Raw genomic sequence first — 22032 nt, forward strand, 5'->3', positions numbered from 1 at the left:
GGGCCTCGGTGGTGGGGAAAGAGCTCAGCGCTTGGCCTTGGCCCCCTTGGGGGTGACCAGACGGCTGCCCGTCCAGTCCTTGCCCGCGTTGATGCTCTTGGTCTGGGCAAGACCAGCTGTCTGGGCAGCCTCGTTGATGTCGCTCGGCTCGACGTATCCGTCTCGGCCGGTCTTGGGCGTCAGCAGCCAGACCGCCCCGCCGTCCTCGATCAGACCAATGGCATCCACCAGCGCGTCCGTAAGGTCGCCGTCCTCGTCACGGAACCAGAGCAGGACGACGTCAGCGACGTCGTCGTAGTCCTCGTCGACGAGATCCTGGCCGATTGTGGCCTCAATGCCCTCACGGAGCTCCTGCTCGACGTCGTCGTCGTAGCCGATCTCCTGGACCACCTGTCCGGGTTCGAACCCAAGCCTGACGGCCGTGTTGGTCCGTTCCTCCGCGTGGTCCGCGGTCGCGCTCACGGGTTGCCTCCTGATCATGTTTCGGAAAATGCTTCAGCCACGCGCGTGCGCGGGGCATTGGCCGTAGTCCACACGGGCTCGGCGAATCGCGCAAGTACCCGGCGTCCGAGACCGCCTAAACGGTGACGTTCCCTGCCACGTCGCCGCAACATCCGGCATGTCTCCTGCGGGGCCGGAAATGGGGTCCGGACCCTTTGCGTCCTTCCTCAGCTTATGCCGTTTCGCTCCGCCATTCGGATTCGAACGGCCTTTGGGAACGCTTGACCGGGTCGGGCGTATGGTTGCGGTTTGGGCGGGGCCGCCCCCGCGCTGCTGGTACTCGTGCCCGGACACGGCGTCCGGGAACCTTGTGTTACCCCACAGTAGAGATGACGTTTAGATCCTCGCGGTACACGATGGAGGCGGCGTAGAGCGGGCACTCCGGGGGTACGTTCCCCGCGACCAGGCCTCGAAGAGCACTACCGAACAGCGAGGGAACAGCGTGGCTTCCGCATCCGATCGCAACCCGATCATCATTGGCGGCCTTCCGAGTCAGGTCCCGGACTTCGATCCCGAAGAGACCCAGGAATGGCTCGACTCCCTCGACGCCGCCGTCGACGAGCGCGGCCGTGAGCGGGCCCGCTATCTCATGCTCCGGCTCATCGAGCGGGCGCGGGAGAAGCGCGTGGCCGTTCCCGAGATGCGCAGCACGGACTACGTCAACACGATCGCCACGAAGGACGAGCCGTTCTTCCCCGGCGACGAGGAGATCGAGCGCAGGGTCCTCAACGCGACCCGGTGGAACGCCGCGGTGATGGTCTCCCGCGCCCAGCGTCCCGGGATCGGTGTCGGCGGTCACATCGCCACCTTCGCCTCCTCCGCCTCGCTGTACGACGTCGGCTTCAACCACTTCTTCCGGGGCAAGGACGACGGCCGGGGCGGCGACCAGATCTTCTTCCAGGGGCACGCGTCCCCGGGCATCTACGCCCGCGCGTTCCTGCTGGACCGGCTGAGCGAGGCGCAGCTCGACGGCTTCCGCCAGGAGAAGTCGAAGGCCGGCCACGCGCTGTCCAGCTATCCGCACCCGCGGTCGATGCCGGACTTCTGGGAGTTCCCGACGGTCTCGATGGGCCTCGGCCCGCTCGGCGCGATCTACCAGGCGCGGATGAACCGCTACATGGAGGCGCGCGGCATCGCCGACACCTCCGCGTCGCACGTCTGGGCCTACCTCGGCGACGGCGAGATGGACGAGCCCGAGTCGCTCGGCCAGCTCTCCATCGCCGCCCGCGAGGGCCTGGACAACCTCACCTTCGTGGTGAACTGCAACCTTCAGCGCCTCGACGGCCCCGTGCGCGGCAACGGCAAGATCATCCAGGAGCTGGAGTCGCAGTTCCGCGGCGCCGGCTGGAACGTGATCAAGCTGGTCTGGGACCGCAGCTGGGACCCGCTGCTGGCGCAGGACCGCACGGGCATCCTGGTCAACAAGCTGAACACGACCCCGGACGGACAGTTCCAGACGTACGCCACCGAGACCGGGGCGTACATCCGCGAGCACTTCTTCGGTGACGACCCGCGGCTGCGCGAGATGGTCAAGGACATGTCCGACCAGCAGATCCTGCACCTCGGGCGCGGCGGCCACGACCACCGCAAGGTCTACGCGGCGTACGCGGCGGCCAAGGCCCACAAGGGCCAGCCGACCGTGATCCTGGCGCAGACGGTCAAGGGCTGGACGCTGGGTCCGAACTTCGAGGGCCGCAACGCGACCCACCAGATGAAGAAGCTCACGGCCGAGGACCTCAAGCGCTTCCGTGACCGGCTGCACATCCCGATCGCGGACAAGCAGCTGGAGGACGGCAACCCGCCGTACTACCACCCGGGCCGCGACTCGGAAGAGATCCAGTACATGCACGACCGCCGCCAGGGTCTCGGCGGTTACGTCCCGACCCGCGTGGTGCGGGCGAAGGCGCTGCCCCTCCCCGACGAGAAGGCGTACGCGACCGCGAAGAAGGGTTCGGGTCAGCAGTCGATCGCCACGACCATGGCGTTCGTCCGCGTCCTGAAGGAACTCATGCGGGACAAGGAGATCGGCAAGCGTTTCGTGCTGATCGCGCCCGATGAGTACCGCACCTTCGGCATGGACGCCTTCTTCCCGAGCGCGAAGATCTACAACCCGCTCGGCCAGCAGTACGAGTCCGTGGACCGCGAGCTCCTCCTCGCGTACAAGGAGTCGCCGACCGGGCAGATGCTGCACGACGGCATCTCCGAGGCCGGCTGCACCGCCTCGCTGATCGCCGCCGGGTCGGCGTACGCCACGCACGGCGAGCCGCTGATCCCGGTGTACGTCTTCTACTCGATGTTCGGTTTCCAGCGCACCGGTGACCAGTTCTGGCAGATGGCCGACCAGCTCTCGCGCGGCTTCGTGCTGGGCGCGACGGCCGGACGCACGACCCTGACCGGTGAGGGCCTCCAGCACGCCGACGGCCACTCGCAGCTCCTCGCCTCGACGAACCCGGCCTGTGTGTCCTACGACCCGGCGTTCGGCTACGAGATCGCGCACATCGTGCAGGACGGGCTGCGCCGGATGTACGGCGGGGCGCCCGACGAGAACGAGGACGTCTTCTACTACCTCACGGTCTACAACGAGCCGATCCAGCACCCGGCCGAGCCCGCCGACGTGGACGTCGAGGGCATCCTCAAGGGCGTGCACCGCTACCGCGCCGGCGACAAGGGGCAGATCCCGGCCCAGATCCTGGCGTCCGGTGTGGCGGTCCCGTGGGCGGTCGAGGCCCAGCGGATCCTCGCCGACGAGTGGAACGTGAAGGCGGACGTCTGGTCGGCGACCTCCTGGAACGAGCTGCGCCGCGAGGCCGTGGAGGTGGAGCGCCACAACCTGCTCCACCCGGAGGAGGAGCAGCGCGTTCCCTATGTGACGGAGAAGCTCTCCGGCTCCGAGGGCCCGTTCGTGGCGGTCTCGGACTGGATGCGCTCGGTACCCGACCAGATCGCGCGCTGGGTGCCCGGCACGTACCAGTCGCTGGGCGCGGACGGCTTCGGCTTCGCCGACACCCGGGGTGCGGCCCGCCGCTTCTTCCACATCGACGCGCAGTCGATCGTGCTGGCGGTGCTGACCGAGCTGGCGAAGGAAGGCAAGATCGACCGTTCTGCGCTGAAGACGGCGCTCGACCGGTACGAACTGCTGGACGTGGCGGCCGCGGGCCCCGGCCCGGCCGGCGGCGACGCGTAGGGAACACACGGTTCCGGCCGGAGGGCGGCGGACCCCGGGTCCGCCGCCCTCCGGCGTCCCGCCGCCGCTCAGTTCTCCCAGATCTTGAAGGCCCTCACCGTGTACGGCGACCTGGGCACCCAGGTGCCGCCGCCCGGGTACGTCTCGAACTCTCCCGTCTCGGCGCACTCGGCCGACTGGAACGTGGTGACCGGGCGCCCGGTGCGGTTGACGAGCGCCTGGGCGCTGCTTCCGGCGGGAAGCGGGACGCAGCTCTCGATGTCGACGGTGGACAGTTCGTGGGCCTGCTTGGCTCCGGTGAAGTCGGGCTTCGCCCAGAGGCAGAGCTGGCCAGCGCCGCACGGCGCGAGCCCTGCCGGGGAGGCGAGCGGCGCGTTGCGGGTGCGTTCCTGACCGGCGGACGCGTGGTGGGCGGCCGGGGCGGCGTCCGAGGACAGGGCCGTGACCGGGACGAGTGCGGTGGCCGCCAGGGCGGCGGCGAGGAAGGTGGTGCGCATGTGGATCAACCCCCGTTGGTCGAGCGAGCCGGACGGCCCGCATGTCCGCACTCTGACCTGCGGAAGGACGGGCCGGGAAGGGGTCGGCCGGCGGACCACCCTGATAGGCGACAGCCCCGCCGGAGGCGTCCGGCGGGGCTGTCGCACGTGCTGTGTTGACGTCCGCTGCCGCCCGGCACCCGGGTCCTGCCGGGCACCGGCCGGGGGGACGGATGCCGCCCGCACCCGTCCCCGCCTCGGCGTTCGCGCCACGCCCGGTGGACGTGGCGGCGAAAACCGCGGCCACCACGACGATCCCCACGGCCAGGAGGGCGGAGCTCCCGCCCGACACGAACGTGTCATCGGCGGCGCCCGTGATCCTCGTAGCGACAGCCGGTGGCGCCCGTGAGCGCCGCGGCGTTGTCCGGCGGTGTACCCCCAGGCCCTTCACCACACAGGAGCACGGCCGGAAAGGCAGCCGGCGGGACCGCCGATGCCGCCGGTGCTGCCGGTGCTGCCGGTGCTGCCGGTGCTGCCGACGCTCCCGATGCCGTCGAGGTCCGCCGCACGCCTTCCTGTCCGCCGTTCCGCGAACAAGGCGGCCGTCGCTCCGGAGCTCCAGAACCCGTCGCCCTCCCGGTCCAGGAGGCACCGGACGCGCGCTTCCTCGCGGAGGCGCGTCAACACCCCGCCACGGAAGCCCCTTTCGAGGCATGGCCCCCGGACCCGCTGGGCATATGGGGCACGCACGACCAGTACGAGCAAAAGAGAAAAAGCGAACATTACGCCCGAACTCCGGGCGTGGGCCCACCGAATGACCGGCCCGGGTCAGGCCCTGCGGCACGGCGTCGACCCGGCATGGCAGGCCGCTCCACCGGTAGCGGAGCGTGAGGAGCACGGGCGCCGAGAGGGATCCGCGCCCACGGGCGTCCGCCGCCGCGCTCCCCGGGGCGACGCGGGCGGCCGCACGGAAGCGGGGCGAGCGGCAGGGCGCGGGAGCGGAAGGCCGGGGGAAGCCGGCCGAACTCCGCCCGGACCGGCCCCGACCTGCGCCCCCGGGATGCGGCGGGCCGCCCAGGCACGCCCTTACGTGAACCGCACAGGTGTGCCGCACCCCTCATCGCCCGCGCATGGCCGAACTCACAATCCCCCGGCGCCGCAGGCCGATTCGAGCGGACGGCAGCCCGCAGGGGCGCCGGAGTGTGGACCCTGCGCACACGGAGCGTGGAGGACGGACGGCCGATTCCCCGCAGCCGGGTGATCCGTGTCACCCCTGCGACGACGGCACGTGGGCGTCTCCTAGGGTGGGGCGCAGTGACTTCCTTCGATTCATCCCCCACGCTCACCGCCTGGCGCGCGCTGCTCGCCGTCGCGGTCGTGTTCGTGATGCTGGCGACCACCGGATGGACCGCCGTGCGTCATCAGCACTCCACCACGCCGCGCGAGCTCGCGCTCGCTTCCTGGGCGAAGGACCGGATAGCCGGTCACGCCCTCCCGGACGTGGGCGCGCCGGCGTACCGGCTGAGCACGTTCTTCGCGACCCTCACCACGGGTCAGCAGGTCGCCCTGGCCGACAAGTACCCGCTGGTGGTGGGGAATCTGAACGGTGCGCCGGTCGCCCTGCGCTACCGGGCCAACCGGGACGCGCTGGAGCAGGCGGAAGCGGCCGAGGAACAGCGGACGCTGGACACGCGGCTCTCCCCGGACGGGCGGCGGCAGGCCGTGCTCCGACTGGAGCGCTTCCGCTCCCTGCTCGCCGGTGACCGGCAGATCCTCGCCTTCGACCCCTCGGGGCGCGGCCGGGCCGCCGAGGTCTTCGGCGATCTCGACCGGGCCGAGCGGGTCTCGGTCGTCGTGCCGGGCGTCGACACGAATCTCCTGACGCTGGAGCGCAGCGGCGTCAAGGAGAACGCGGCGCCCGTCGGCATGGCCCGTTCGCTGTACGGTGCCGAGCGCTCGGCGAGTCCCTCCTCGCACACGGCGGTCATCGCGTGGGCCGACTACACCGCGCCCGTCGGGATCGGTATGGACGCCGCGCTGGGCGGGCTCGCCTCGGAGGGCGCGCTGCGGCTCGACGCCCTCGTGAGGGCGCTGCCCGGCACGTCGGACGTCTCGCTGTTCTGCCACAGCTACGGCTCGGTGCTCTGCGGGGTGGCGGCGCACGAGCTGCCGTCCAGGGTGTCCGACATCGCGGTCGCGGGCAGTCCCGGGATGCGGGCGGACAACGCCGGAGCCCTGCACACCCGGGCCAGGGTGTGGGCGATGCGGGACGGCGACGACTGGATCGAGGACGTCCCGAACATGGCGGTCGGCGGGCTCGGGCACGGCGCCGATCCGGTCGACCCGGCCTTCGGGGCACGGATCGTGTCGGCGAACGGCGCGGTCGGGCACAGCGGCTATTTCGAGCCGGGCACCGAGAGCCTCAGCAACTTCGCCGCGATCGGCGTGGGGGCGTACGACTCGGTCAGCTGCGCGGGCTCCGACAACACGTGCCACCGGGAGATTTCCGGCGGGTCGGGGGCCTGACGCGCGTAGAAGGATGTCCGACGCCGGTGGAGAGCGGCGAATGGCCTGCCCGATTTCGCCTGTCCCAGAAGGGGGACGTGCGGGCCCGTGCCACATACGATGAGGCACATGGGTGATGTGCTGGCCGGAATTCATGCCACCTGGGAGTTCGACACCGACTCCGTGCTCATCCGCTTCGGAGGGGGAATCCGCTCACCGAGGCTCTTCCAGAGCCTGGGTGAGCGCCGTATTCCGTACGCGGCGCTGTCGTCGGTGACGCTGACCCAGGGCAAGCGGGGCACGGTGGTGCTGCGCGCGGTGCCGAGACCGGGCGCCGATCCGCTGCTGGAGGCCGCGGCCGGGCAGCTCAAGGAGAGCAGCGACCCGTACCGCCTGGTGCTGCCCGCCGAACGCGAGACGCTCGCCGAGTACTACGCCGACGAGCTGCGCGCCGTGCTCGGCCCCGAGGCGCCGCATCCCGCCGAGCGCTTCCTGGTGACGGCCCCCGAGGCACCGATGCACTTCAAGGCGTACGACGGCCGGGCAGGCTTCGACGGGACGCTGGTCTCCTTCCGGTGGTTCTGGACGGGCGCGTCGAGCGCCAAGTGGAAGGCGGGCGACCAGTCGTTCCCGGTGGCGGAGCTGGGCGGGATCGAGTGGCGTTCACCCGAGGCCTTCGAGGGCTACCTCCGGCTGGTGCCGCGTGGCGCGGTGGCGGGCTCGGAGGCGGACGGCCCCGGTCCTGAACCGGTTCCCGGCGCGGGCCGCCCGTCCGCGGGGCGGATAGAGCCGGACCAGGACCCCGCGGCGGTCGTGTTCGGCCTGGGGTACGGGCCGGTGCACGAGTCGCTGCCCTTCGCCGCGGCGGTGCTGGAGTCCGTGCGCCGCACGCAGTCGGTGCCGGTCGCGACCGCTCCCGTCCCGGTGGGCGGCGCCCGCCGCGACCCCGCGGACATCGCCGAACGGATCCGCCACCTCGGGGACCTGCACCAGGCGGGTCTGGTGACGGACGCGGAGTACAGCGCGAAGAAGGCGGAGCTCCTCGCGGAGCTGTAGGACGGTGGGCGTTCCGGCGGGACCGGGCACGGCCTCGGGCCCCCTACCCCGGTACGGGTCCGGGCACCGCCGTTCCACCCTCCGGTATGACGCCGACCGGCATCCTCCGCGCCTACTCTGACCCGATCATGTCCGCATCCCCCTCCGGGCCTCCGCCCGCCGACGGCCCGCTGAGCGCCGCCCTCCGCAATCTGCGCGAGCTGGCCCACGGGCTGTCCCACCCGTCCCATCCGCCGACCCCGCTGTTCGCCGGTTCCCCGCGGCGCTGGCTGAGACTGCTGCCGTACGCCGTGGTGCTCGCCCTGGCAAGCGTCTTCATCCCGGTCACGATCCAGGTACTGAGCGGCGACTACGGGGTGCCCGGCGCGCTGGCCGGAGCTCTGGCCGTCGGGCAGGCCGCGCCCCTGCTGATGCTGGCGCACCGGCCGCTACAGGCCTGGTGGATCATCTTCACCGCCGACATCGTGGGCGCGCTGGTGCAGCTGGAGGACGGCGTGCGGCCGGGCCTCGTCTGGCCGTGGACCCCGCCGGCCGTCATCGGCTACCTCTTCGTGCTGCTGGCCCTCGGACTGCGGGAGAGCCGGCGGACCGTGATCGGCGTCTGGCTCGCGACGGGAGCGGCCGGGCTCCTGCTGCACCTGGTAGCGCCCGCGCACGGCGAGGGCGGCGAGCTCCTGCTGTTCGTCCTCGGCGGGGTGGTGCTGGTGATCGGGGCGGCGGTACGCGAGCGGGGCGAGGCCCAGCGCCGGCTCGCCGAGCAGGAGACGATCAGCGAGGCGGAGCGGGCGCAGCGGACGCTGCTGGAGGAACGCACCCGCATCGCCCGTGAGCTCCACGACGTGGTCGCCCACCACATGTCGGTGATCACGGTGCAGGCCGACTCGGCCCCGTACCGGATCGCCGGGCTGTCCGAGGAGGCACGGGCGGAGTTCGCGTCGATCGCGGCGGGCGCCCGGGAGTCGCTGGCCGAGATGCGCCGGCTGCTGTCGGTGCTCCGCAGTGACGGCAGCCGGGGCGAGCTCGCCCCGCAGCCCGGCCTCGGCCGGGTGCAGCAACTGGTGGAGGCGACCGTGCGGGCGGGGCTTCCGGCGGAGCTGTCGCTGGCGGCGGACGTGGTCGAGGCGGTGGAGCGGGGCGGCGTACCGCAGGCGGTGGACCTGTCGGCGTACCGCATCGTGCAGGAGGCCCTGGCCAATGTCGTCCGGCACGCGCCGGGGGCGCGGACCCAGGTCTCGGTCACGGCGCGCGAGGGCCGGCTGACGGTGCTGGTCGTCAACGGCAGGGCGCGGGAGCCGGGTTCGCCCCTGGAGGCGTCGGGGACGGGACACGGGCTGGTCGGCATGCGGGAACGCGTACGGTTGACCGGCGGCACGCTCGACACCGGTCCGCTGCCGGACGGGGGTTTCCGGGTGGCCGCGCGGCTCCCGCTGCCGCCGCCCCAGCCCCCCGCGTCCGTGACCCCGGAGGAACCGTGACCATCCGCGTGATCATCGTCGACGACCAGGCCATGGTGCGGGCCGGGTTCGCCGCGCTCCTGGCGGCGCAGAGCGACATCGACGTGGTGGGCGAGGCCCCGGACGGGCGCCGGGGCGTCGAGGTCGGCAGGGCGGTGCGCCCGGACGTGGTCCTGATGGACGTCCGGATGCCGGAGATGGACGGACTGGCCGCCGCCCGCGAGCTGTTGACCCCGCCGGCGGGTGTCGACCACCGGCCGAAGGTCCTGATGCTCACCACGTTCGACGTGGACGACTACGTCTACGAGGCGCTGCGCGCCGGGGCGTCCGGGTTCCTGCTGAAGGACGCCCCGCCGGCGGACCTGATCTCCGCGGTGCGGGTCGTCGCGGCGGGGGACGCGCTGCTCGCGCCGTCCGTGACCCGGCGGCTCATCGCGGACTTCGCGCGGCAGCGGCCGGCGGCCCCGTCCGGCGGTCCGGCGCTGCGGCTGAACGGTCTGACACCACGGGAGACGGAGGTGCTGGAGCTCATCGCCCGGGGCCTGTCGAACCAAGAGATCGCGGCGCGGCTGGTGCTGGCGGAGCAGACGGTGAAGACCCACATCGGCAGGGTGCTGGCCAAGCTCGGGCTCCGGGACCGGGCGCAGGCGGTGATCTTCGCGTACGAGTCGGGGCTGGTGGCTCCGGGGGACGCGTAGCCCCTCCCCCTCCCGGTGGCACCCCCGGCGGGGTGGGGCTCTCCCCCCGTACACCCCCTACCCCGGTAGCACCGGGCAGTTGGCCCCCCGGGGTGACGCTTCGTCACCCGTCGTCCTCCTACCGTCCTCCCCGGCACACCGAGCGGTGTGCGCACACCGTACGGGGAGGGCATGATGCGCCGATTCGCGAGGACGCTGGCCGCGGTCGCACTGGCGGCCGCAGGGGTGGCGGGGACGGCCGGCTGGGCGTCGGGGACCACCCAGCGGGCGGTGACGGGGCCGCCGCCCGGCAGCGCCTCGTGGCGGGCCGACGGGGTGCTGGGGCGGACGCTGCCCGACCCCGGCGGTGCGACGCCGCATCAGGTGCGGGTGTTCTTCGCCGGGTTGGGCGACGGCGAGCGGCAGGTGCTGCTGGAGCGGCATCCGTCGGTCGTCGGCAATCTCGACGGGGCGCCCCTGGAGCTCCGCTACCGTGCCAACGCCCGTGCCCTGCGGGCCTCCGACGACCCCCGGTACGCGGGTCTCGCCGCACCCGGCCGGCAGATCCTGGCGTTCGATCCGCGCGGCCGGGGCCAGGTGGCCGAGGTCTTCGGGGACCTGCGCTCGGCCCGCCACGTGTCCGTCGTCGTACCCGGGTCGGACATCGACGCCGGGACCTTCGACCGGCGCGGCGACGTGTACGGCACTCCGGCGGGCATGGCGAGGTCCCTGTACGCGCGGACGGGCCCGGGAAGCGCGGTGATCGCCTGGGCCGGTTACACCACCCCGGTCGGTCTCGGCCTGGACGCGGCGACCGGCGCTCTGGCCGAGGCGGGGGCCGGGCGGCTGACCCGGTTCACCGCGGGACTGGCGGCCGACGGTCTGCCCGCGCCCGTCGTGTTCTGCCACAGCTACGGCTCGGTGGTCTGCGGGCTCGCCGCCTCGGGGCTCGGCGCCACCGACCTGGTCGTGCTCGGCTCCCCCGGGATGCGCGCCGACGACGTGGAGGGCCTGCACACCCGGGCACGGGTGTGGGCGGCGAAGGACGGCACCGACTGGATCGACGACGTGCCGAACATCCAGGTGGCGGGCCTCGGGCACGGTGCGGACCCGGCCGGCGAGAGCTTCGGGGCGCGCCATGTGCCGGCCCGGGACGCCCGGGGCCACACCGGGTACTTCGCTCCCGGCACGGACTCGCTCCGGGCCTTCGCCGCCATCGCCGAGGGGGTCTCCCGGTGAGCGTGCGGCAGACCGTGTCCCGCATCGACGCGGGCACTCCCGCCCACCGCGACCGCGCGGTCGACGGGCTGCGGGCCCTCGCGCTGCTGGCCGTACCCGCCGGGCACTGGCTGCTCGGCGGATTCACACGGGACGCCGACGGCGCCCTGCACAACGCCAGCCCGCTCTCCACGTTCGCCGTGTTCTCCCCGGTGAGCTGGGTGCTCCAGATGCTGGGGGTCTTCTTCCTGGTCGGCGGCTACGCCTCCGTCCTCTCCTACCTGCGCAGGCCGTCCACCACCGGGGCGTGGCTGCGCGGCCGGATGGTCAGACTGGGCAGGCCGGTGCTCGGCGTGACCGCCGTCTGGGCGCTGGCACTCCCGGTGCTGTACGCCGCCGGGGTGCCCGAGGACACCCTGCGTACGGGCGCGAAGCTGGTGATCCAGCCGCTCTGGTTCGTCGGGGTGTACGCCGTGGTCACGGCGCTCACGCCGTACTGCGTGCGGGTGTCCGGGCGGCTCGGGGGCTGGGCCGCGGCACCGCTGATCGGCTCGGTCGCCGCGGTCGACCTCCTGCGCTACGGGCCGTACGCGGACGCCGTGCCGTCCTGGACCGGCCTGCTGAACATCCTTCCCGGCTGGCTCTTCGCGTACCAGCTCGGCGTCTGCTGGGGCCGGGGCCGCCTCTCCCGGCGCGGGGGGTGGCTCCTGCTCACCGGGGGTACGGCCCTGTTCGCCGTGCTGCTGCTCGTCCTCCACTACCCGGCGTCGATGGTCGGCGTACCGGGTGAAGCGCGGACCAACTCGCATCCGCCGTCGCTCCTGGTCCTGGCCCTCGCCTCCGCGCAGAGCGGGGCGGCGGTCCTGCTGCACGGCCGGATCGGCCGGGCGCTGCGCCGCCCCGCGCTGTGGGCGCCCGTGGTGGTGGTCAACCTGTCGGCGATGACGATCCTGTGCTGGCACCAGACGGCGATGCTGGCCGCGGCGGTCCCGGCCTCCTTCGCCGGAGCCGTGCCCGGGCTGACGACGGCCCCGGACTCGGCCGCCTGGGTCCTGGCCCGGCCGGCCTGGATGCCGCTGTTCGCCGCCCTGCTCGTCCTCCTCTCCCGGTACGCCCGCCGGTTCGAGGAGCCCTGGGACGCCTCGGGCGGCCGGGCCGGGACCGTCCGGCGGGCCGCGGCCGGGCTGCTGGCGGCGGGCTTCGCGGTCTTCGCGCTCCGGCCGGCGTGAAGGGGACCCGGCCTACCGTCGCCCGTCGACCAGGCCGGATTCCCAGGCCCAGGCGGCGATCTCCACCCGGTTGCGGGCGGGCAGTTTGGTCTGGACGTTGCCGAGGTGGGTCTTCACCGTGCCCACGGAGATGGACAGTTCGGCCGCGATCTCGGCGTTGGTCAGCCCCCTGGCCACCAGGCGCACCAGGTCCTCCTCCCGTGCGGAGAGCGCGGTGTCCGGCTTCCGGGGGGCGGGCGCGGCGCTGTTGAGGTGCCGCAGCAGCCGTACGGTGATGGCGGGGCTCACCAGCGCCTCGCCGGAGGCGGCGGCCCGGATCGCCTCGACGAGCAGGGCGGGGCCGGAGTCCTTGATCAGGAAACCGGAGGCGCCTTCGCCCAGGGCGCGCTGTACGTACTCGTCGTCGTCGAACGTCGTGACCACGACGACCTTCGGCGGGTTCACCGTGCCGGGGCGGGTCAGTCTCCGCAACGCCTCCAGCCCGTCCATGCGGGGCATGCGGATGTCCATCAGCACCACGTCGGGCCGGTGGCGCCCGGCCAGTTCCACGGCCGCCAGCCCGTCCGCGGCCTCCGCGACGACGTCGATGTCGTCCTCCGCCGCGAGGATCATCGCGAACCCGGCGCGGACCATCGCCTGGTCGTCGGCGATCAGCACCCGGATCGTCATGACGCCGTCACCCCCGCGGTGGCCGCGGGCAGTACGGCCTCGACGCCCCAGCCGCCCGCCGTCACCGGACCCGCCCGGACGCTCCCGCCGATCAGGCCCACCCGCTCGGCCAGTCCCTTCAGCCCGTAGCCGCTCCGGGAGCCGTGCCCGGGCCGGCCGTCGTCGGTGACCCGCACGGTGACCCGGTCCCCCGAGCGCTCCACGCGCACCCGCACCTCGGTGCAGCCCTGGGCGTGCTTGCGCACGTTGGTGAGGGCCTCCATCACCACCCGGTGCGCGGTCGTGGTCACCTCCACCGGCAGATCGTCGAAGCCCCCCTCCAGGTCGAGCCGGGCCCCGGCGCCGCCGACGGCCGAGAACTCCTCGACGAGCGAACGCACTTCACCGATCCCCGCCAGTGGCGTCAGCGCCACCTGCCCGTCGGCGTCACGCAGCATCCCCACCATGTGCCGCATCGAGGTGAGCGCCTCCGAACCGGCCTGCTCGATCCGCCGGAGGGCGGGCGGCACCAGTTCGGGCCGCCGGTCCGCGACGGCGTGGGCGCCCTGCGCCTGTACGACGATGCCGGTCACATGATGGGCGACGAAGTCGTGCAGGTCCCTCGCGAACTCCGTCCGCTGCTCCAGCCTGAGCGCGGCGGCCTGCCGCCGCCGGTCCGCCAGCAGCAGACGCATCCCGAGGCCGGCGCCCAGCGCGGTGACGGCCGCGAGGGCGAAGACCAGGGCCATGATCGTGGTGCTCTGCCGCACCGAGACCGACACCGGCCTCAGCACGATCGCGAGGAACAGCGGGGGGACGGCCGCGACCGCCCACGACGGCACCCCGCGTCGGGCGGTGAGCAGCAGGAGCCACACCAGCGCCGCCGGTTCGGCGAATCCCATCGCGTACGAGCTGACCGACAGCTCCAGGTGCAGCACGAACGAGAGGCACAGCGACACGAACGCGAGTGCGCCGGCGGCCGACGGCAGGGCGCGTCCGCCGAGCCTGGGCGAGGCGATGACGAGGGCGACGCCCAGCAGGGCGCAGCCGAGCTTGGCGGGGCCCAGCGGGGAGGGGCCGTGGTCCTGGACCGAGTAGAAACCGCCGCCCACCCCGTCCAGCAGGACGAGGCCGGCCAGGGCCACGAGCAGCAGGAGCCGGACGATGACGACCAGGAGCCGCGGTTCGCCGTTCTCCCGGCCGGTCGTGGTGGGGGCCGTACCGGCCGGTCCCGGCGTCTGCCTCACAGTCCTCCCGCCGACCGGCCGAAAGTCGGAGCCGGCCGGCCATGATCTGTCTTTCGCCCGATCCGCCGCGGGACGCGGCGGAGAAGAATCGTCCTCACCGGGCGGCGTTCGCCGTTCATCACCCCAGGAGGATGTCACGATCGCGGCCGACGCCATTTCGACCCGGAACCCCGGTGACTGTGCCCCGGGAACAGCCGAACAGGCCGCCCGCACGGGCGGTATCGCGTCCCGGCGGCCGGCCGCGCGTCCCGCCGGCCCTTCCCCCCACGTACAGGGCCCGCCCCTCCCCCACACAAAGGATCCACAGGTGAACCACGCAGAGTCGCAGTCCGGGGACGGAACGGGGTTCGCGCCTCCGTCCGTCGGCGCTCCGGCGATCGAGGCCCACGGTCTCGGCAGGAAGTACCGGCGCGGCTGGGCGTTGCGGGACGTCTCGTTCCGGCTGCCGGCCGGGCGGGTGTGCGGCCTCGTCGGCCCCAACGGCGCGGGGAAGAGCACCCTGATGGGGCTGGCCACGCACATGATCCGTCCGACGGCCGGCACCCTGCGGGTGTTCGGCGCGGAGCCCGGTTCGACGGAGGCCGTGCTGCGGACCGCGTTCCTCACGCAGGAGAAGCCGCTGTTCCGGCGCTTCACCGTGGCGGAGACCCTGCGGCTGGGCCGCGAGTTCAACCCCCGCTGGGACCAGGAGGTCGCCGAGGGCATCGTCCGCGCGGGCCAGGTACCGCTGGACGCGAAGGTCGGCACGCTCTCCGGCGGGCAGCGCACCCGCGTCGCCTTCGCCCTGGCGTTCGGCAAGCGCCCCGATCTGCTCATCCTCGACGAGCCGATGGCCGACCTGGATCCGCTGGTCCGCCGCGAGCTCATGAGCACCCTGACGGCGGAGGCCGCCGGACACGGTACGACGGTGCTGGTGTCCTCGCACATGCTCGCCGAGCTGGAGCACATCTGCGACCACCTCCTCGTCATCGCGGACGGCGGGCTCCGTCTCGCGGGCGAGGTGCGCGAACTGCTGGCCGCACACGCCCTGTTCGACATCCCGGAGGGCGACCGTCCGCCGGCCGTCACCCCTCACCGGGTCATCGGGGCCGACCACGGCGACGGGCGGCCGGGGGTGCTGGTGCGCCTGGGCGGACCGCTCGCCCACGGGGGTCCCGCGGCGGAGACCCCGACCCTGGAGGAGCTTCTGCTCGCCTATCTGCGGTCACCCGACGCGCCCCCGCTGATCGCACCCGGCGCACGGGTGGGCGACATCGACGACATCATCACCCGCGACCGTACGAAGGCGATGACGGCATGACCACGCTCACCCGCGACCCGGCCCGTACGACACCCTCCGCACCCACGCGGAACTACTGGCTCCCCCGGCTCGGCGGTCCGGTCTGGCTCGTCTGGCGCCAGCACCGCGCCGCGCTCTGGACACTCCTCGGCATCACCGCGCTCGGCGTGCTGGTCATGGTCCACCTGCGCGGGCAGACGATGGACTTCCTGGCCACCCAGGAGCCGACGGCACGGCGCCTCGGCGGCATGCCGCCCGAGTTCGAGACCCACGTCGACCGCCTGCTGGGCATCGCGGGCTACCTCGGCTACCTCCCCGCCCTGGCCGGCGTGTTCCTCGGCGCTCCGCTCATCGCGGGCGACCTGGAGACCGGCACCGCCAAGCTGGTGACCTCGCAGTCCGTCAGCCGGCAGCGGTGGCTCCTCACGAAACTCGCCGTTCCCGCCGCGGTGCTCACCCTGTCCGCCGGGGTGCTCTCCGCGGTCCTCACCTGGTGGTGGAATCCGGTCAAGGGCCTTTCCGGCGGCCTCCTCTGGACCGCCGTCTTCAGTTCGACGGGCGTCGTACCGGTGGCCTACGCCCTGCTCACGTTCACCGTGGGCGTGGCGGCCGGCCTGGTCCTGCGCCGCACGCTGGTGTCGATGGTGGTCACGCTCGGCGTCGTCGTCGCGATCGGGTTCGTCTGGAGCGAACTCTGGCGGAGCCTGGGGCACATCAGGTCGGTCAGCACCCACGACGGCGTCGGACCCGGCGCGGTACAGCCGGAGCTGCCCGCCCAGGCGGAGCAGCAGGGACAGGGCACCTACTTCCTCACCAGCTCCGGGGACCGCCTGGAGTGGACCACCTGCCTCGACCAGATGGAGGACGACCGGGCCCACACCGCCTGCCTGGAGTCCCACCACGTCGTGGGCCGGACCATCGACTACCTCGACCTCTCCCAGATGCAGACGATGCAGTGGCTCGGAGCCGGCATCATGCTCGCCGTCACCGCGGCCGTCGCCGCCTTCGTCATCCTCCGGGGCAGCAAGCGGCTCCTGTGACCCGCGGATCACAGGAGCCGCCGTGAGCCGGCCGCCACGGCACGAGCGGTGGGCGGGGGGCGGCCTCCGGCCGACCCCCGCCTACTCGCGCGCGGTGGCGGTGTTGCTCATGTCCGGGTACCTGTCCCCCGCCACCCGGCCGGCGATGGGCTCCAGCAGCTCCAGCTCCGGCCCGGTCAGGGTCAGCCGGGTCGCTCCGACGTTCTCCAGCAGGCGGCTGCGCTTACGCGTGCCGGGGATCGGCACCACGCTCAGGCCGTGCACCTGCGCCCGCTGCTGCACCCAGGCCAGGGCGACCTGCGCCGCCGTCGCCCCGTGCGCCGCCGCGATCTTGTGAACCGGCTCCAGCAGGGCGGCGTTGTTCTTCGCGTTCTCACCGGTGAAACGCGGCTGGTGCACGCGGAAGTCGCCCTGTCCCAGGTCCTTGGCCGCGTCCGCGAACGCCCCGGTCAGGAACCCTCGGCCGAGCGGGGAGTACGGCACGAGGGTCACCCCGAGCTCGGCGGCGGCCGGTACGGCGCTGCGCTCCACGTCGCGGCTGAAGAGCGACCACTCGGACTGGAGGGCGGCGATCGGGTGCACGGCGTGCGCCTCGCGGAGCTCGGCCCCGGTGACCTCGCTCAGCCCGAGCTGCTTGACCTTGCCCTGCCGGACCAGCTCGGCCATCGCGCCCACCGACTCGGCGAGCGGGACCAGCGGGTCGCGGCGGTGCATGTAGTACAGGTCGATGACATCGGTGCCCAGCCGTCGCAGGCTGGCCTCGACCGCCTCACGGATGTACGCCGGGTCGTTGCGCACCCCGCGGTAGTGCGGGTCGTCGGTCCGCTCGATGGCGAACTTCGTGGCCAGGGTGATCGCGTCGCGGTGCGCCCCCACGAACGGCGCGAGGAACGTCTCGTTGGCCCCCCGTCCGTAGACGTCGGCGGTGTCGAAGAGCGTGACGCCGGCTTCGAGCGCCGCCTCCAGGGTGTCGCGGGCGGCCGCCTCGTCGGTGTCGCCGTAGAACTCGCTGATCCCCATGCAGCCGAGCCCCTGCACACCGACCCGCGGGCCTCCGGTACCGAGTTCCGCTGTCGCGATCTTTCCGGTGTCACTCATGTCTCAGACCCTTTCCGGCGCCGTGCGGGCGCCGCCATAAAAGTCGATCTTGAAGTCGAGCACGGCCAGCGTTCCCTGGAGTTCCGCGATCCGCGTCTTCACGTCGCGCCGGGTCGCCTCCAGCAGTTCCTGCCGCTCGGCGAAGGTGTGGTCGCCCTCGCGGACCAGTTCGGCGTACCTGACCATGTCGGCGACCGGCATCCCGGTCAGCCTCAGCTTTCCGACGAAGGCGAGCCAGTCCAGGTCGCGGTTGCGGAACCGGCGCTGGCCCGTGTGGGAGCGGTCCACGTGCGGCATCAGCCCGATCCGCTCGTACCAGCGCAGCGTGTGGGCGGTGAGCCCGCTGAACGCCACGACCTCGCTGATGGTGTAGCGGTCCTGGCCCTCGGGGCGCGGATGCGCCTTCGGGGCGGACGCGCAGGTGTCCGTCCGTGCGGAAATGCTCTCCATCACCGTCATGCCTCCACGCTAGAACCCTGGAGTGCACTCCAAGCAAGCGATATCGGTGGCGATCTCGGATCCGGGCTCCCGTTAGGCTCGTACGCATGCAGAGCCTGGCGATGACCGAGAACTGGCCCGTCCCCACCGCGGCAGCCGCCGTCGTCACCTCCGACGGCACGCTCCTGGGTACCCATGGTCCCACCGCGCGGCGCTTCCCGCTGGCCTCGGTCACCAAGCCGCTCGCCGCCTACGCGGCGCTGGTGGCCTACGAGGAGGGCGCCGTCGAGCTGGACGAACCGGCCGGCCCCGAGGGCTCGACCGTCCGCCACCTCCTCGCGCACACCAGTGGTCTCGCCTTCGACGAGCACCGGGTCACGGCGCCTCCCGGCACCCGCAGGCTCTACTCCAACGCGGGCTTCGAGGTGCTCGGCGACCACATCGCGAAGGCCACGGAGATCCCGTTCCCGGAGTACGTGCGCCAGGCCGTCCTGGAGCCCCTGGGCATGACCTCGACCTCACTGGAGGGCTCCCCCGCCAAGGACGGCGTCTCCACCGTGGACGACCTGGTGCGGTTCGCCGCCGAGGTCCAGGCCCCGAGGCTCCTGGACCCGCGTACGGTCCTGGAGGCGCAGACCGTCGTCCACCCCGGGCTCAAGGGCGTGCTCCCCGGCTACGGTCACCAGAGCCCGAACGACTGGGGGCTCGGCTTCGAGATCCGTGACTCCAAGTCACCGCACTGGACCGGGGTTTCGTCCTCACCCGCCACCTTCGGCCACTTCGGGCAGTCCGGCACCTTCCTCTGGATCGACCCGGCGGCGGGCGCGGCCTGTGTCGCGCTGACGGACCGGGCCTTCGGGCCGTGGGCGGTCGAGGTCTGGCCGCCGTTCACCGACGCGGTCCTGGCGGAGCTCGCCGCCTCCCGCTGAGAGCACTCGAACCACACCGACTTGCCCACGCCGTCGGGGCGCGCCTCGACGCCCCAGCGGTCGGTGACGGCGTCGACCAGCCGCAGCCCCCGCCCGCCCTCGTCCAGCACCTCCCTCACGGCCGGGCGGGGCAGCCGGGGGCAGGCGTCCGCGACCTCGACACGGACGCCCCCGGCGGGCAGCAGGAAGATGAGGGTCCGGCAGCGGCGCCCGGGAACGTGGCGTACGACGTTGGCGATCAGCTCGGTCAGGGCGAGTTCCGCCGCGTCCGCCACGTCGAGCAGGCCCCAGCCGGTGAGGTACAGCCGCAGGACCCGGCGCAGATGGCGTGCGGAGTGCTCGCCCATGGCGAGTTCGGCACGGTAGGCCGCGGCCTCCGCGTCACCGGTCCGGGTACGGGATACGTGATTCATGTCACCAGAGTGCCGTGTTCCGGTTACTCTCGGCTACGACCTGGAGGCGGTACCGACCGCCCGTGTGATGCGGGAGCGTCGTGGCGACCGGTCCGAACCCCTGACGAGCGCGGCTGGCGTAAGTCCGGCTACGGCGGAAGCACCGGCGGTGAGTGCGTGGAGGTGGCCGACGGCCGCGCCGCCTCCGTCCCCGTCCGCGACAGCAGGGAGCCGGCCGGCCCGTGCTCGCCCTGGGCACCGACGCCAGGCAGTCCTTCGCGGACGGGCTGCGCCGACCCGGCGCGAAGTCGGTGTGGCCCGCCGTGCGCCCCGATGCTCCTCGAACTCCCGCACCGGGCTGCGCCGTTGGCCGGCCTTCCGCAGGAACGGCGCGACGCTCCCAAGGACCTGTTCCCACAGGCGATGGCCCGTTCCCGCCGGTCACGCCCCACGGGCCTCCCGTGATCGCGCTCCGATAGGTTCGGCCCCTATGCGATCACGTGATTACGACCTCGACTTCCGGGACCGGGCGGGCAGGACGCGGACCAAGGGCCTGGTGCTGCTGTGCCTGGCCGCGCTCCTCTGGGTCTGGACCGCTGTGCTGCTGACGATGCCGTACCAGGCGGACACCGGGCGCGACGGCGATACCGCCAGCTGCGGCGCCCGGCTGTTCACGGAGCGGGGGACGGCCAACACCGGTGGGTCTGGCAGGGAGTCCTGCCAGAAGGAACGCGACTGGCCGAAGGTCCTCGCCGTCCTCGGCGCCTCCATACCCGTCTCGGTCGTCGGCGGGTCGCTCTTCACCATCGGCACGGTGACGCGCCGGATGAGCGCCCACGGCGAGGCCATGCGCGAACTCGACAAGCTGACGGCCGGCCGCGAGGACTGAGGGCCCGCGGCCGGGCCGCCCGGACGGTCAGAGCCAGACGGTGGCCAGCCAGGCGGCCACCGCGGCCAGCACCAGAAGGACGATGTTGAGGCCGATCACGCCCGTCTCGCCGCGCGACAGGTGCAGCGCCAGGCCGCCCACCTGCACCAGGGCCAGGCCGATCGCCGCCGCGACGGCGAGCGCGACCGCGATGCCGGTGAGGGGCGGCAGGACGAGGCCGAGCGCGCCGAGCACCTCCAGGGCGCCGATGGCCCGGACGGCCGACATGGGCACCTGGTCCACCCAGCCCATCATCGGCCTGAGTTCCGCCTGGCTCTGGAGGACCTTCCTGCCCCCCGAGTAGACGTAGAGCAGGGCCAGCAGCGCGGCGACGATCCAGTACGCGACCTGCATGACGGCAGACCTCCCGTTAGTTACGAACCGTAAGTTGCCCCATCATGAGTCAGTGTCGGGAGGCCTGCAAAAGGCACACGGATGTGAGCAACGCACAAGGAGCTGTCATGGAGCAGTACGAACACACCTGCATGATCCGGGGGGACGGCGGCCGGGCGATCCGGGCGATCCTGGACCGGATCTGCGACAAGTGGACGATGCTGATCGTGGCGACGCTGGACGAGGGGCGCATGCGCTTCTCCCACCTGCACCAGCACATCCCGGGCATCTCGCAGCGGATGCTCACGCTGACCCTGCGCAACCTCGAACGGGACGGCCTCGTCTCCCGCACCGTCTACGCCGAGGTCCCGCCCCGGGTCGAGTACGCGCTCACCGCTCGGGGGAAGAGCCTCATCCCGCCCGCCCTGGCACTCGCCCGCTGGGCCATCGAGCACAACGGCCCGATCCAGTCCAGCAGGACCGCCTACGACGCCGGGAAGGCCTGACCGCCCTCTCCCGCCGGGTGCCGGTCAGCCGTCCGGCACCCGGCGGGAGGCCGCCCCGCCCCCGATGCCGGGGTCCCGGGCGGGACTTCGCCGCCGCCGGGCCCGCGGGCGGCGGCGCCGTACACGGAGAACCGGTGTCCGCCGCGTGCGGCGGGGCGACCGGCGCTCACACCGCCGAGAGCTCCCACATCAGCACCTCGACACTCCCCAGGGCCACCAGCTCCAGGCCGCGGGGCTCCGTGATCCGCGCCGAGTCACCCTCACCCAGCTCCTCGCCGCCCAGGCGCACCTCGCCCCGCACGACGTGGACGTAGACACCGGCGGCGTCCGGCACGGCACTGCGCCCGCCCTCGGACAGCCGCCGCACATGGAGCATCGCGCCCGCCTCGGGGAGGGCGTACGGGGTGGAGTCGGCTATCCCGGCGACATGCGTGTACGAGGGCTCCCCGCCGGGCCGCAGGGGCGCCAGCCACATCTGAATGAACGTCAGCGGGCTTTCCCCGTCGTTGCGTTCGACGTGCCGCACCCCGGCGGCCGAGCTGAGGTGCTGGACGTCCCCGGCCCGTACGACGCCGGAGTGCGAGGCCGAGTCCCGGTGGGTGAGCTCGCCCTCCACCACCCAGGTGACGATCTCGGTGTGGCTGTGCGGATGCTCGTCGAAGCCGGCGCCCGGGGCGAGACGCTCCTCGTTGCAGGCCAGGACCGGACCGAATCGCAGATTGTCCGGGTCGTAGAACCGCCCGAAGGAGAAAGCGTGCAGGGTCTCGATGCCCGCGGAGCCACCCGTGGCGGGGTCACCGCCGCGGAAGCGGTCGCCGGAGCGGCGTACGTCCATCACCACCCCAAGGTATCCCCGCAGGCCGGGCCCCCGCCCCACCTCTCCGGGCACCTGTC

21 protein-coding genes and 1 pseudogene are annotated in these 22032 nt (G+C 72.8%); 13 read left to right on the forward strand and 9 right to left on the reverse strand.

Annotation, left to right across the window (positions count from 1 at the left end):
* Window positions 1-24: 24 nt before the first annotated feature.
* Window positions 25-462: a DUF3052 domain-containing protein gene (locus tag ACFVS9_RS09220; protein ID WP_267077945.1), complete on the reverse strand. Its 438-nt coding sequence runs from the start codon at window positions 460-462 to the stop codon at window positions 25-27.
* Window positions 463-943: 481 nt separating this feature from the next.
* Here ACFVS9_RS09220 and aceE point away from each other — a divergent pair, with 481 nt between their 5' ends.
* Entirely contained in the window at window positions 944-3685 is a 2742-nt protein-coding gene (aceE, locus tag ACFVS9_RS09225; protein WP_389931195.1) for a pyruvate dehydrogenase (acetyl-transferring), homodimeric type, read from the forward strand.
* A gap of 68 nt (window positions 3686-3753) precedes the next feature.
* On the opposite strand, the gene ACFVS9_RS09230 is transcribed toward aceE, so the two are convergent.
* Window positions 3754-4182, reverse strand: a complete 429-nt coding sequence (locus tag ACFVS9_RS09230; protein WP_383113493.1) for a peptidase inhibitor family I36 protein — start codon at window positions 4180-4182, stop codon at window positions 3754-3756.
* Window positions 4183-5475: 1293 nt separating this feature from the next.
* On the opposite strand from ACFVS9_RS09230, the gene ACFVS9_RS09235 reads away from it, so the two are divergent.
* The 6 genes from ACFVS9_RS09235 (at window position 5476) to ACFVS9_RS09260 (ending at window position 12300) form a co-directional block, all read left to right on the forward strand.
* On the forward strand, window positions 5476-6687 hold the full coding sequence (locus ACFVS9_RS09235) for an alpha/beta hydrolase (protein ID WP_383113495.1): 1212 nt from the start codon (window positions 5476-5478) through the stop codon (window positions 6685-6687).
* A 108-nt stretch (window positions 6688-6795) separates the two neighbouring features.
* Window positions 6796-7722 carry a DUF4429 domain-containing protein gene (locus ACFVS9_RS09240; protein WP_383113496.1) on the forward strand — a complete coding sequence of 309 codons (927 nt, stop codon included), beginning with the start codon at window positions 6796-6798 and terminating at the stop codon, window positions 7720-7722.
* A 128-nt stretch (window positions 7723-7850) separates the two neighbouring features.
* Window positions 7851-9197 carry a sensor histidine kinase gene (locus ACFVS9_RS09245; RefSeq protein WP_389931198.1) on the forward strand — a complete coding sequence of 449 codons (1347 nt, stop codon included), beginning with the start codon at window positions 7851-7853 and terminating at the stop codon, window positions 9195-9197.
* Window positions 9194-9874 (forward strand): response regulator, encoded by a 681-nt coding sequence (locus ACFVS9_RS09250; RefSeq protein WP_389931200.1) that lies wholly within the window; start codon window positions 9194-9196, stop codon window positions 9872-9874. The genes ACFVS9_RS09245 and ACFVS9_RS09250 overlap by 4 nt, the downstream gene beginning before the upstream one ends.
* A gap of 174 nt (window positions 9875-10048) precedes the next feature.
* On the forward strand, window positions 10049-11092 hold the full coding sequence (locus ACFVS9_RS09255; protein ID WP_389931300.1) for an alpha/beta hydrolase: 1044 nt from the start codon (window positions 10049-10051) through the stop codon (window positions 11090-11092).
* Window positions 11089-12300: an acyltransferase gene (locus ACFVS9_RS09260; protein WP_383113499.1), complete on the forward strand. Its 1212-nt coding sequence runs from the start codon at window positions 11089-11091 to the stop codon at window positions 12298-12300. The genes ACFVS9_RS09255 and ACFVS9_RS09260 overlap by 4 nt, the downstream gene beginning before the upstream one ends.
* A 12-nt stretch (window positions 12301-12312) precedes the next feature.
* On the opposite strand, the gene ACFVS9_RS09265 is transcribed toward ACFVS9_RS09260, so the two are convergent.
* Together ACFVS9_RS09265 and ACFVS9_RS09270 are read right to left on the reverse strand one after the other, a co-directional pair.
* Entirely contained in the window at window positions 12313-12969 is a 657-nt protein-coding gene (locus tag ACFVS9_RS09265) for a response regulator (protein ID WP_383113500.1), read from the reverse strand.
* Complete coding sequence (locus ACFVS9_RS09270) at window positions 12966-14195, reverse strand: histidine kinase (RefSeq protein ID WP_389931202.1); 1230 nt, start codon at window positions 14193-14195, stop codon at window positions 12966-12968. The genes ACFVS9_RS09265 and ACFVS9_RS09270 overlap by 4 nt, the downstream gene beginning before the upstream one ends.
* Window positions 14196-14571: 376 nt before the next feature.
* Between ACFVS9_RS09270 and ACFVS9_RS09275 the strand changes: the two genes are divergently transcribed.
* Together ACFVS9_RS09275 and ACFVS9_RS09280 are read left to right on the forward strand one after the other, a co-directional pair.
* Window positions 14572-15495 carry an ABC transporter ATP-binding protein gene (locus tag ACFVS9_RS09275; RefSeq protein ID WP_383113513.1) on the forward strand — a complete coding sequence of 308 codons (924 nt, stop codon included), beginning with the start codon at window positions 14572-14574 and terminating at the stop codon, window positions 15493-15495.
* On the forward strand, window positions 15492-16514 hold the full coding sequence (locus ACFVS9_RS09280) for an ABC transporter permease (protein WP_389931204.1): 1023 nt from the start codon (window positions 15492-15494) through the stop codon (window positions 16512-16514). The genes ACFVS9_RS09275 and ACFVS9_RS09280 overlap by 4 nt, the downstream gene beginning before the upstream one ends.
* An 81-nt stretch (window positions 16515-16595) precedes the next feature.
* On the opposite strand, the gene ACFVS9_RS09285 is transcribed toward ACFVS9_RS09280, so the two are convergent.
* Together ACFVS9_RS09285 and ACFVS9_RS09290 are read right to left on the reverse strand one after the other, a co-directional pair.
* Window positions 16596-17612, reverse strand: coding sequence for an aldo/keto reductase (locus tag ACFVS9_RS09285; RefSeq protein WP_383113503.1), 1017 nt, complete (start codon window positions 17610-17612; stop codon window positions 16596-16598).
* A gap of 3 nt (window positions 17613-17615) precedes the next feature.
* Window positions 17616-18071, reverse strand: coding sequence for a MerR family transcriptional regulator (locus tag ACFVS9_RS09290; RefSeq protein WP_383113504.1), 456 nt, complete (start codon window positions 18069-18071; stop codon window positions 17616-17618).
* Between the two features lie 86 nt (window positions 18072-18157).
* Here ACFVS9_RS09290 and ACFVS9_RS09295 point away from each other — a divergent pair, with 86 nt between their 5' ends.
* Window positions 18158-18979 carry a serine hydrolase domain-containing protein gene (locus ACFVS9_RS09295; RefSeq protein WP_383113505.1) on the forward strand — a complete coding sequence of 274 codons (822 nt, stop codon included), beginning with the start codon at window positions 18158-18160 and terminating at the stop codon, window positions 18977-18979.
* Between the two features lie 2 nt (window positions 18980-18981).
* On the opposite strand, the pseudogene ACFVS9_RS09300 reads toward ACFVS9_RS09295, so the two are convergent.
* Window positions 18982-19392, reverse strand: a pseudogene (locus ACFVS9_RS09300) (ATP-binding protein); the annotation flags it as partial.
* Between ACFVS9_RS09300 and ACFVS9_RS09305 the strand changes: the two are divergent.
* Window positions 19303-19836 (forward strand): DUF397 domain-containing protein, encoded by a 534-nt coding sequence (locus ACFVS9_RS09305; RefSeq protein WP_389931207.1) that lies wholly within the window; start codon window positions 19303-19305, stop codon window positions 19834-19836. The pseudogene ACFVS9_RS09300 and the gene ACFVS9_RS09305 sit on opposite strands and share 90 nt — an antisense overlap.
* A gap of 25 nt (window positions 19837-19861) precedes the next feature.
* Window positions 19862-20260, forward strand: coding sequence for a hypothetical protein (locus tag ACFVS9_RS09310; RefSeq protein ID WP_389931209.1), 399 nt, complete (start codon window positions 19862-19864; stop codon window positions 20258-20260).
* 27 nt (window positions 20261-20287) lie between these two features.
* Here the strand turns inward: ACFVS9_RS09310 and ACFVS9_RS09315 are convergent, their stop codons facing one another.
* Window positions 20288-20653: a DoxX family protein gene (locus ACFVS9_RS09315; protein ID WP_383113507.1), complete on the reverse strand. Its 366-nt coding sequence runs from the start codon at window positions 20651-20653 to the stop codon at window positions 20288-20290.
* A gap of 107 nt (window positions 20654-20760) precedes the next feature.
* Between ACFVS9_RS09315 and ACFVS9_RS09320 the strand changes: the two genes are divergently transcribed.
* Complete coding sequence (locus tag ACFVS9_RS09320; protein WP_383113508.1) at window positions 20761-21138, forward strand: winged helix-turn-helix transcriptional regulator; 378 nt, start codon at window positions 20761-20763, stop codon at window positions 21136-21138.
* Between the two features lie 166 nt (window positions 21139-21304).
* Here ACFVS9_RS09320 and ACFVS9_RS09325 read toward each other — a convergent pair whose 3' ends face one another.
* Window positions 21305-21973, reverse strand: coding sequence for a pirin family protein (locus ACFVS9_RS09325; RefSeq protein WP_389931302.1), 669 nt, complete (start codon window positions 21971-21973; stop codon window positions 21305-21307).
* Window positions 21974-22032: the final 59 nt, after the last annotated feature.

Origin of the sequence: Streptomyces sp. NPDC058008, assembly GCF_042886395.1 — a bacterium.
GTDB lineage: Bacteria > Actinomycetota > Actinomycetes > Streptomycetales > Streptomycetaceae > Streptomyces.

What these genes read in the sequence shown, in the direction of transcription:
- ACFVS9_RS09230 (WP_383113493.1), bottom strand. Translation starts at nt 4,182, where the DNA reads ATGCGCACCACCTTCCTCGCCGCCGCCCTGGCGGCCACCGCACTCGTC.
- ACFVS9_RS09240 (WP_383113496.1), top strand. Translation starts at nt 6,796, where the DNA reads ATGGGTGATGTGCTGGCCGGAATTCATGCCACCTGGGAGTTCGACACC.
- ACFVS9_RS09245 (WP_389931198.1), top strand. Translation starts at nt 7,851, where the DNA reads ATGTCCGCATCCCCCTCCGGGCCTCCGCCCGCCGACGGCCCGCTGAGC.
- ACFVS9_RS09255 (WP_389931300.1), top strand. Translation starts at nt 10,049, where the DNA reads ATGCGCCGATTCGCGAGGACGCTGGCCGCGGTCGCACTGGCGGCCGCA.
- ACFVS9_RS09265 (WP_383113500.1), bottom strand. Translation starts at nt 12,969, where the DNA reads ATGACGATCCGGGTGCTGATCGCCGACGACCAGGCGATGGTCCGCGCC.
- ACFVS9_RS09280 (WP_389931204.1), top strand. Translation starts at nt 15,492, where the DNA reads ATGACCACGCTCACCCGCGACCCGGCCCGTACGACACCCTCCGCACCC.
- ACFVS9_RS09285 (WP_383113503.1), bottom strand. Translation starts at nt 17,612, where the DNA reads ATGAGTGACACCGGAAAGATCGCGACAGCGGAACTCGGTACCGGAGGC.
- ACFVS9_RS09290 (WP_383113504.1), bottom strand. Translation starts at nt 18,071, where the DNA reads ATGACGGTGATGGAGAGCATTTCCGCACGGACGGACACCTGCGCGTCC.
- ACFVS9_RS09295 (WP_383113505.1), top strand. Translation starts at nt 18,158, where the DNA reads ATGCAGAGCCTGGCGATGACCGAGAACTGGCCCGTCCCCACCGCGGCA.
- ACFVS9_RS09305 (WP_389931207.1), top strand. Translation starts at nt 19,303, where the DNA reads ATGGCGTGCGGAGTGCTCGCCCATGGCGAGTTCGGCACGGTAGGCCGC.
- ACFVS9_RS09310 (WP_389931209.1), top strand. Translation starts at nt 19,862, where the DNA reads ATGCGATCACGTGATTACGACCTCGACTTCCGGGACCGGGCGGGCAGG.
- ACFVS9_RS09315 (WP_383113507.1), bottom strand. Translation starts at nt 20,653, where the DNA reads ATGCAGGTCGCGTACTGGATCGTCGCCGCGCTGCTGGCCCTGCTCTAC.
- ACFVS9_RS09320 (WP_383113508.1), top strand. Translation starts at nt 20,761, where the DNA reads ATGGAGCAGTACGAACACACCTGCATGATCCGGGGGGACGGCGGCCGG.
- ACFVS9_RS09325 (WP_389931302.1), bottom strand. Translation starts at nt 21,973, where the DNA reads ATGGACGTACGCCGCTCCGGCGACCGCTTCCGCGGCGGTGACCCCGCC.